The organism is Stenotrophomonas sp. AGC87, assembly GCF_057333975.1.
In genome coordinates this window covers 37,788-46,623 of sequence record NZ_JBHFHW010000031.1, presented here as the reverse complement: position 1 = coordinate 46,623, position 8,836 = coordinate 37,788, and the positions used below count along the sequence as shown (strand labels likewise).

Below are 8,836 nucleotides of genomic sequence, written 5' to 3'. Positions count from 1 at the left end.
CCGTTTTCGTTTCGGCAACGTACCGACCCGCGGCCGATACCTGCCGCGTGGCCGCGACCGGAGGCCTCAGGCGACGACGACCGGAATCTTGCCGATGCGGGCCTGCCATTCGCGCGGGCCGGTCTGGTGCACGGACTCGCCGGTGGAATCCACCGCCACGGTCACCGGCATGTCCTGCACGGTGAACTCGTAGATCGCTTCCATGCCCAGATCCGCAAAGCCGACCACCTTGGCCGCCTTGATCGCCTTGGAGACCAGGTAGGCCGAGCCGCCAACCGCCATCAGGTAGGCCGACTTGTTGTCACGGATCGCTTCGATCGCCGCCGGGCCGCGCTCGGCCTTGCCCACCATGCCCAGCAGGCCGGTCTGTTCCAGCACCTGGCGGGTGAATTTGTCCATGCGGGTGGCGGTGGTCGGGCCGGCCGGACCCACCACTTCGTCGCGCACCGGATCGACCGGGCCGACGTAGTAGATAAAGCGGCCCTTGAGGTCGACCGGCAGCGGCTCGCCCTTGTCCAGCATTTCCACCATGCGCTTGTGCGCGGCGTCGCGGCCGGTCAGCAGCTTGCCGTTGAGCAGCAGGGTCTGGCCCGGCTTCCAACTGGCGACGTCTTCCGGGGTGATGGTATCCAGATCGACGCGGGTGCCCTTGGAGGCGTCATAGGTGATCTGCGGCCAGTCTTCCAGCGACGGCGGATCCAGCATCACCGGGCCGCTGCCATCCAGGGTGAAGTGCGCATGGCGGGTGGCCGCGCAGTTCGGGATCATCGCCACCGGCAGGTTGGCCGCGTGAGTGGGGAAATCCTTGACCTTGATGTCCAGCACGGTGGTCAGGCCGCCCAGGCCCTGCGCGCCGATGCCCAACGCGTTGACCTTGTCGAACAGTTCCAGACGCAGTTCTTCGGCACGGTTGGAGGCGCCACGGGCCTTGAGCTCATTGATGTCGATCGGCTCCATCAGCGATTCCTTGGCCAGCAGCATCGCCTTCTCGGCGGTGCCGCCGATGCCGATGCCGAGCATGCCCGGCGGGCACCAGCCAGCGCCCATGGTCGGCACGGTCTTGAGCACCCAGTCCACGATCGAATCGGACGGGTTGAGCATGGCGAACTTGGACTTGGCTTCCGAACCGCCGCCCTTGGCCGCGACGATCACCTCGACGGTGTCACCCGGCACCACCTTGACGTTGACCACGCCCGGGGTGTTGTCCTTGGTGTTGATGCGCTTGCCGGCCGGATCGGCCAGCACCGAAGCGCGCAGCTTGTTGTCCGGGTAGTTGTAGGCACGGCGCACGCCTTCGTTGGCCATGTCCTCCACGCCCATCGTGGCGTCGTCCCAGCGCACGTTCATGCCGATTTCCAGGAACACGGTGACGATGCCGGTGTCCTGGCAGATCGGCCGGTGGCCTTCGGCGCACATGCGCGAGTTGATCAGGATCTGGGCCATCGCCTCCTTCGCGGCCGGCGACTCTTCGCGCTCGTAGGCAGCGTTGAGGCTCTTGATGTAATCGACCGGGTGGTAGTACGAGATGTACTGCAGCGCGTCGGCGATGGACTGGATGAGGTCTTCCTGCTTGATCGATGTCACGACTTGCTCGCTTGCTGGAGGCTGGCGGGGTTGAACCGCCGATTTTAACAACTACCGCCCCGCGGCGTTGAGAATCGCTCGCGGTGGCCCCGTTTGGTGCACAGTGGCGGCCCAGCCTTGTCACAGCGGCCCGCCCTGCCGCGTCCTTCCGGCATGACCCCGACCGATACCTTCCAGACCCACCGCCCCCGCCTGTTCGCCCTGGCCTACCGGCTGCTGGGCAGCCGCAGCGACGCCGAGGACATCGTCCAGGATGCCTGGCTGCGCTGGCAGGGCACCGATGCCGCCACGATCCGCGATCCTGAGGGCTGGCTGGTCACCGCCACCACCCGGCTGGGACTGGACCGGCTGCGCGCCCGGCGCAGCGCGCGCCTGGAGTACGTGGGGCCGTGGCTGCCCGAGCCACTGGAGATCACCCTGGACCCGGACCCGCTGCAGGACCCGGCCCAGCGCCATGCGTTGGCCGACGAGGTTTCCGTGGCGTTCCTGGCGCTGCTGGAGCAGCTCACGCCGGACGAGCGTGCCGCCTTCCTGCTCAAGGACGTGTTCGACTATGACTACCCGGACATCGCCCCGCTGCTGGAGCACGCCCCGGCCAACTGCCGGCAGCTGGTCCATCGGGCGCGGCAGCGGCTGCAGACCGGCGCCCCCCGCTTCGCGGTCTCGCCGGCGCAGCACCGCAACCTGCTGGCGCGCTTCATGGACGCCTCGCAGCAGGGCGACCTGACGGCGATCCGCGCACTGCTCGATGCCAATGCCGAGATGATCTCCGACGGTGGCGGCCGCGTAACCGCGGCGATCCGCCCCCTGCTGGGTGCCGAACGCATCGCGCAGCTGTACTGGGCGATCGCCCGTCGCAACGGCCAGCATCCAGCCCGGCTCGGCCAGGTCAATGGCGAGCCGGCGATCCTGCGCTTCGCCGGCGACCTGTTGCACTCCGTCACGATGATCACGGTCGATGCGGGGCGCATCGTGCGCGTGCTCAGCGTGCTCAATCCGGAAAAACTCACCGCGCTTGTCACAGCGCGCGAGGCTGGCGCGTCCTCCTGATGAAGACGGCCATTGCGGCCGTCATGGAGTACCCACATGTCCGCTTCGCCCCGCGTTCCGTACACCCGTCTGGCCGCCGAGGCCTTCAGGGGCCTGCTGGCCACCAGCAAGGCCGTCCATGACAGTTCCATCGATCCTGTATTGATGGAGCTGGTGTTCCTGCGCGTCTCGCAGATCAATGGCTGTGGCTACTGCATGGATATGCACGGCACCACCCTGCGCAAGGGAGGGATCGAACCGCGCAAGCTCGATACGCTGCCGGCCTGGCACGAGAGTCGTTTCTTCGATGCGCGCGAGCGTGCCGCGCTGGGCTGGGCCGAGGCACTGACCCGGCTGAGCAGCGCAGCGCCTTCGGATGCCGCGTACGAGGCGCTGTTGCCGCACTTCGATGAAAAGGGCATCAGTGACCTCAGCATGGGCATCGCGGTGATCAATGCCTGGAACCGCCTCGGCGCTGGTTTGCTGCCGCCACTGCCGTAATTCGATGACGGGAACGCGCTGAATCACCTGTGCTCGCTTGCACGGAGTGGCTGAATCGCACCTGCACGCACATACGCAACGCGGGGCGTCAAGGCAAGGTAGTTCCTGACATGGGACTCGGGCTTTGATGACAGAAAGCGGTGGGTGCATCTATCCAAATCACTGCGCTGATTTCTTGTTCAGATAACAGCTCAACCGCGCCGCGGTTCGCAGTACGGTCCGGCCTCCTTTTGGGTCGGACCGTACTGCATGAGCCACACGCGCAGCGCAACGCTTCATCCACACCCGACTGCGTGGTTGCCCGCGTATCTGCTCATCAACGCGGCCGCGTCTGCCCTACCCGTGCTGTTGAACGTTACATGGCCCGCCGCCATCGACGCGCGGCTGTTTGTCACCGTGGCACTGGCAAGCCAACTGATCCTCGCACTGGCTCTGTGCTGCCTGCCCGGCTGGCTACTGGGCAACATCCGGCCACTGCGTACGCTGGCATTGCCCAGCGTGGTCACGCTGACCACGCTGTGGTGGATTGCGCTGCTCATCGATGCCCGGGTTTTCCATCAGTTCGGTTTCCATCTCAATGGTCTGGTCATCGGCCTGCTGCTCAGCGGGCGGCTGCTGGAACAGCTCGGCTTGAACACCGTCTCCTGTCTGGCTGCCGGCGCCCTGCTCGCCGGCATGGCCGCGCTGCAGCTGCAGTTCGCACGATGGCTTAAACACCGGCGCATTGCCGCGCTCCCGCGTGCCCGCTGGCTGTGGTTGCTGCTCCCCCTGCTACCGATCACCCAAGGCCTGGCGATCTGGTACGACGCGCGCAGCCGAGCCGATGCCATGACCGGATTGCGCCCCATTCCCTGGCTGCACACCGCTACTGCGCGGCGCCACCTGGCCAGGCTGGGCTGGGCACAGGAAGACAGCATGGAACGCCAGCTGGCAGGGCAGCCCAGCAGCACTGCTCTGCAGTACCCGCTCCAACCGCTGCAGTGCCGCCCCGAGCGGCCCATGAACGTGCTGATGATCGTGGTCGATTCGCTGCGTCATGACATGCTCACGCCGGCGCAGATGCCCCATGCCAGCCGATTCGCCGAGCAGGGATGGCAGGCACAGCAGCACTACAGCACCGGCAACAACACGATGCATGGCTTGTTCGGGCTGTTCTACGGCCTGCCGGCCCTGCATACCAACACCATGATCCACCACCGCCGCGGGCCGGAGCTGCTGCGCCAGCTGGACCAGCGTGGCTACCAGTTCCATCTGTATGGTGGCGCTTCGTTGCAGGGCGCCCGCATGGACCGGGCCGTGTTCGCACAGGTCACCGCGCCGCTGCATACCGCGCCGAGTGATGTCGCCCAGGATCTGCGTGATCGTCATGTGGTGAAGCAACTGTCCGCTGCACTGCGCCAGCAGCCCGCCGATACGCCGTTCTTCGGGTTCATGCTGCTGGACAGTGCCCATGTGCCCTATGCCGTTCCGGCCGATGCCGAGCACCGGTTCCTGCCCCAGGCCAGATCCGGTGATCACCTCAAAACCCATCGCGGCACCGACCCCGCACCGTTGTTCAACCGCTACCGCAACGCCGTGCTCAAGGCCGACACCCTGATCGGCCAGCTGCTGCAGGCCCTGGACGACAGCGGACGCAGCGACGATACCGTGGTGATCATCACCAGTGATCATGGCGAGTCCTTCAACGATCTCGGCCAGAACGATTGGGGCCACAACGGGAATTTCAGCGACGTACAGACCCGTGTGCCGATGGCGATCCGGTGGCCGGGCCGGGCAGCTGCCACAGAGCCGGGTGTGACCAGCCACATGGATATCGCACCAACGCTGCTGCGCCACCTGTTGGCCTGCAGCAATCCGCCCTCGGACCATTCGGCAGGGCTGGATCTGTTCGGCCCGCTGCCTCCGGTGCGCCCGTTGCTGGTGGAGTCATGGACCCAGCGCGCGGTGCGCGTCGGCCCTCGGGCGCTGCTGGTGCGGCCCTATGGAATCGAGGTGCGTGATGCCGACTATCGTCAGATCCCGGATACCACGTCAACCGCCGCCGTCACCGCCGCCATCATCGATCAGATGCAGCTGCTCCAACCCACTACCACGCCAACACCCTAGGGCGTTGGCGACACGGCCGCTGGCCCGTGATGGCATGTACCGGCACCCGACGCGGCAGGCTTCATCTCCAAACCACGCGTGCGACGCGCACAATACCGCCCATGCCCGCCTCCCCCGCTGCCGGTGCACCTGGCCAGAAGAATCCCAGCCTGCGTGAGCGCGTCAATGCGATGCGCAACCTGCCCCCGTTCCTGCGCCAAGTCTGGCAGACCAGCCCGGGGCTGACCCTGGCCAGCCTCGGGCTGCGCGTGATCCGTGCGTTGCTGCCGGTGGCGATGTTGTACGTCGGCAAGTTGATCATCGATGCGGCGGTACTGCTCAGCCAGCACGATGCGGGCTTCCCGCCGTTCGGCGAGGCGCTCTCCAGCGGGCTGCTCAATCCGCTGCTGGGCCTGCTCGCCCTCGAGTTCGGCCTGGCGATGGCCTCTGACCTGCTCGGCCGCATGGTCAGCTACGCCGATACGCTGCTGTCGGAGCTGTTCACCAACGTCACCAGCGTGCGCCTGATGGAACACGCCGCCGAGCTGGACCTGGAAGATTTCGAAGACCCCGACCTGCAGGACAAGCTGGACCGCGCACGGCGCCAGACCATGGGCCGCATGAACCTGATGAGCCAGCTGTTCGGCCAGGTACAGGACAGCATCACCGTGGCCAGTCTTGCAGTCGGCCTGATCGTGTACGCGCCGTGGTTGATCCTGCTGCTCGCGGTGGCCCTGATCCCGGCGTTCATCGGCGAATCGCATTTCAACGCCGCCGGCTACAGCCTCAATTTCCAGTGGACGCCCGAGCGTCGGCAGCTGGAGTACCTGCGCCAGATCGGGGCCAGTGTGGAAACCGCCAAGGAGGTGAAGATCTTCAACCTCCATCGCTTCCTGATCGACCGCTACAAACGGCTGGCCGAGAAGTTCTATCTGGCCAACCGCGCCCTGGCCCGCAAGCGCGCGATCTGGGGCACGCTGCTCGCTGCGCTGGGGACGCTGGGCTACTACGCAGCGTACGCCTACATCGCCTGGCGCACCGTACGCGGCGATTTCTCGATCGGTGACCTCACCTTCCTGGCCGGCAGCTTCCTGCGTCTACGCCAGCTGCTGGAAGGCCTGCTGATCGGTTTTTCGCAGGTCGCCGGGCAAGCGCTGTACCTGGACGATCTGTTCTCGTTCTTCCAGATCGAACCGGAGATCCATTCGCGCCCGGACGCCGTCGCCATCCCGCAGCCGATCACCCAGGGCTTCGTCTTCGAGAACGTCGGCTTCCGCTACCCCGATGCCGAAAGCTGGGCGGTACGCCATCTGGATTTCGAACTGCGTGCCGGCGAAGTGCTGGCGCTGGTCGGCGAGAACGGTGCCGGCAAGACCACCCTGGTCAAGCTGCTGGCCCGCCTGTACGACCCCGATGAAGGCCGCATCTTGCTCGATGGCCGCGACCTGCGTGATTACGACCTCGATGACCTGCGCGCCAACATGGGCGTGATCTTCCAGGATTTCGTGCGCTACAACCTCAGCGCCGGCGAGAACATCGGCGTCGGTCTTGTCGAGGCGATGACCGACGACGCCCGCATCCGCGATGCCGCGCGCCGTGGCAGGGCCGATGAAGTGATCGCCGGCCTGCCTGGCGGCTACGACCAGCTCATCGGCCGCCGCTTCAAGATGGGCGTGGATCTGTCCGGCGGGCAATGGCAGAAGATCGCGATCGCCCGCGCCTACATGCGCGATGCGCAGGTGATGATCCTCGATGAACCGACCGCGGCCCTGGATGCCCGCAGCGAGTTCGAGGTGTTCCAGCGCTTCAAGGAACTGTCCGACAACCGCACCGCCGTGCTGATCTCGCACCGCTTTTCTTCGGTGCGCATGGCCGACCGCATCCTGGTGCTGGCCGGCGGCAGGATCGAGGCCAGCGGCACCCATGCCGAACTGATGACCCAGGGCGGCCGCTACGCCGAATTGTTCGAACTGCAGGCCGCTGGCTACCGCTGAAACCCACGGCTGGCGGGCCTGTCCCGCCAGTCAATGAGAATTTATCTCATTTGAGATAAACTAGACCCGACGAAACCGACCAGAACCCCACCCCCATGTCTTCCGCTTTTGGCGCCGAAACGGTGCTTGAGGTCCGTCACTGGACCGACGCCTACTTCAGCTTCACCACGACCCGCGACAGCGGCTTCCGCTTCGAGAACGGCCAGTTCGTGATGATCGGCCTGGAAACCGAGGCGCGCCCGCTGCTGCGCGCGTACTCCATCGCCAGTGCCAACTGGGAAGAAAACCTGGAGTTCTTCAGCATCAAGGTGCAGGACGGCCCGCTGACCTCGCGCCTGCAGCACATCAAGCCGGGCGACAAAGTGCTGGTCGGCAAGAAGCCCACCGGCACCCTGCTGATCAGTGACCTGCACCCGGGCAAACACCTGTACCTGCTTGGCACCGGCACCGGCCTGGCGCCGTGGCTGTCGGTGATCAAGGACCCGGAAACCTACGAGCGCTTCGACAAGGTGATCCTCACCCACGGCGTGCGCTACGAGAAAGACCTGGCCTACCGCGATCTGTTCGAAAAGGAACTGCGCGAGCACGAATTCCTCGGCGAGATGATCGGCGACAAGCTGCTCTATTACCCGGCGGTGACCCGCGAAGCCTTCCCCAACCAAGGCCGGCTGACCTCGCTGATGGAAAGCGGCGAGATGCAGAAGACCCTCGGTCTGCCGCCGCTGGATCCGGAAAACGACCGCGCCATGATCTGCGGCAGCCCGCAGATGCTGGCCGACCTGCGCACCGTGCTGGACAGCCGCGGCTTCCAGACCTCCCCGCGCATCGGCACGCCGGGCCACTACGTGTTCGAGCGCGCCTTCGTCGAAAAGTGAGGTAGAGCCGCGCCATGCGTGGCTGGACCCCACAAGGTCATGCAACACGAGCAGCCGGCCAGTGGCCGGCGCTCCCCGATCACGGCCCGTCGTGGTCGGGCAACTGCCTCAGCCCAGCGCCGCCTCGATATCCCCGCGCAGCGATTCGGGCGTGTCGGTCGGCGCGTAGCGCGCCAGCACCTGCCCATCGCGGCCGACCAGGAACTTGCTGAAGTTCCACTTGATCCCGCGCGTGCCCAACACCCCGGCCTTCTCGGCCTTGAGCCACTGCCACAGCGGATCAGCGCCGGCACCGTTGACCTCGACCTTGTCCGACATCGGGAAACTGACCCCATAGGTCAACGAACAGAACTCCCCGATCTGCGCCGCAGCGCCCGGCTCCTGGTGCCCGAACTGATCGCAGGGAAACCCGACCACCACCAGCCCCCGCGGCCCGAACTCCCGCCACAGCGCCTCCAGCCCCTCGTACTGCGGCGTAAACCCGCACTTGCTGGCCACATTGACCAGCAGCAACACCTTGCCCCGATACTGCGCCAACGCCTGCGGCTGACCCGACAGGTCCACGAACGGGAAATCGAAGGCAGTGGTCATGGCAGCAGATTCCGGTGGAAAGACCTCATCTTAGCTCGCCCACCGTGTTCGGCTTGATGGGCTGAGGAGCCGGCCAGCGGCCGGCACTACCCCACACTCAGGGCCAACGCTCCTTCTCGAGGCGCCAATCAACTGTCCAGCGCGGGGCGGGTGGGGGTTGGCGGGGCCGTAGTGCGC

Annotated in this window: 7 protein-coding genes; 5 read left to right on the top strand and 2 right to left on the bottom strand. The window is 66.0% G+C overall.

What is annotated here, in order from left to right:
- Positions 1–66: 66 nt before the first annotated feature.
- Positions 67–1,584 carry a fumarate hydratase gene (locus tag ACE026_RS12555; RefSeq protein WP_019185911.1) on the bottom strand — a complete coding sequence of 506 codons (1,518 nt, stop codon included), beginning with the start codon at positions 1,582–1,584 and terminating at the stop codon, positions 67–69.
- A gap of 153 nt (positions 1,585–1,737) precedes the next feature.
- Between ACE026_RS12555 and ACE026_RS12550 the strand changes: the two genes are divergently transcribed.
- From ACE026_RS12550 to ACE026_RS12530, 5 genes are all read left to right on the top strand, one after another.
- Positions 1,738–2,634 carry an RNA polymerase sigma-70 factor gene (locus tag ACE026_RS12550; protein ID WP_486039256.1) on the top strand — a complete coding sequence of 299 codons (897 nt, stop codon included), beginning with the start codon at positions 1,738–1,740 and terminating at the stop codon, positions 2,632–2,634.
- 36 nt (positions 2,635–2,670) lie between these two features.
- Complete coding sequence (locus ACE026_RS12545; protein ID WP_486039255.1) at positions 2,671–3,114, top strand: carboxymuconolactone decarboxylase family protein; 444 nt, start codon at positions 2,671–2,673, stop codon at positions 3,112–3,114.
- Positions 3,115–3,363: 249 nt separating this feature from the next.
- A complete protein-coding gene (locus tag ACE026_RS12540) occupies positions 3,364–5,220 on the top strand; it encodes a sulfatase-like hydrolase/transferase (protein ID WP_486039254.1) in 1,857 nt (618 codons plus the stop codon).
- Between the two features lie 101 nt (positions 5,221–5,321).
- Complete coding sequence (locus ACE026_RS12535; protein WP_486039253.1) at positions 5,322–7,193, top strand: ABC transporter ATP-binding protein; 1,872 nt, start codon at positions 5,322–5,324, stop codon at positions 7,191–7,193.
- 95 nt (positions 7,194–7,288) lie between these two features.
- On the top strand, positions 7,289–8,068 hold the full coding sequence (locus ACE026_RS12530; protein ID WP_019185907.1) for a ferredoxin--NADP reductase: 780 nt from the start codon (positions 7,289–7,291) through the stop codon (positions 8,066–8,068).
- Between the two features lie 108 nt (positions 8,069–8,176).
- On the opposite strand, the gene ACE026_RS12525 is transcribed toward ACE026_RS12530, so the two are convergent.
- Entirely contained in the window at positions 8,177–8,659 is a 483-nt protein-coding gene (locus ACE026_RS12525) for a glutathione peroxidase (RefSeq protein WP_486039252.1), read from the bottom strand.
- Positions 8,660–8,836: the final 177 nt, after the last annotated feature.

Coding starts and splice junctions, on each gene's coding strand:
- ACE026_RS12550 (WP_486039256.1), top strand. CDS start 1,738: ATGACCCCGACCGATACCTTCCAGACCCACCGCCCCCGCCTGTTCGCC.
- ACE026_RS12545 (WP_486039255.1), top strand. CDS start 2,671: ATGTCCGCTTCGCCCCGCGTTCCGTACACCCGTCTGGCCGCCGAGGCC.
- ACE026_RS12540 (WP_486039254.1), top strand. CDS start 3,364: ATGAGCCACACGCGCAGCGCAACGCTTCATCCACACCCGACTGCGTGG.
- ACE026_RS12535 (WP_486039253.1), top strand. CDS start 5,322: ATGCCCGCCTCCCCCGCTGCCGGTGCACCTGGCCAGAAGAATCCCAGC.
- ACE026_RS12530 (WP_019185907.1), top strand. CDS start 7,289: ATGTCTTCCGCTTTTGGCGCCGAAACGGTGCTTGAGGTCCGTCACTGG.
- ACE026_RS12525 (WP_486039252.1), bottom strand. CDS start 8,659: ATGACCACTGCCTTCGATTTCCCGTTCGTGGACCTGTCGGGTCAGCCG.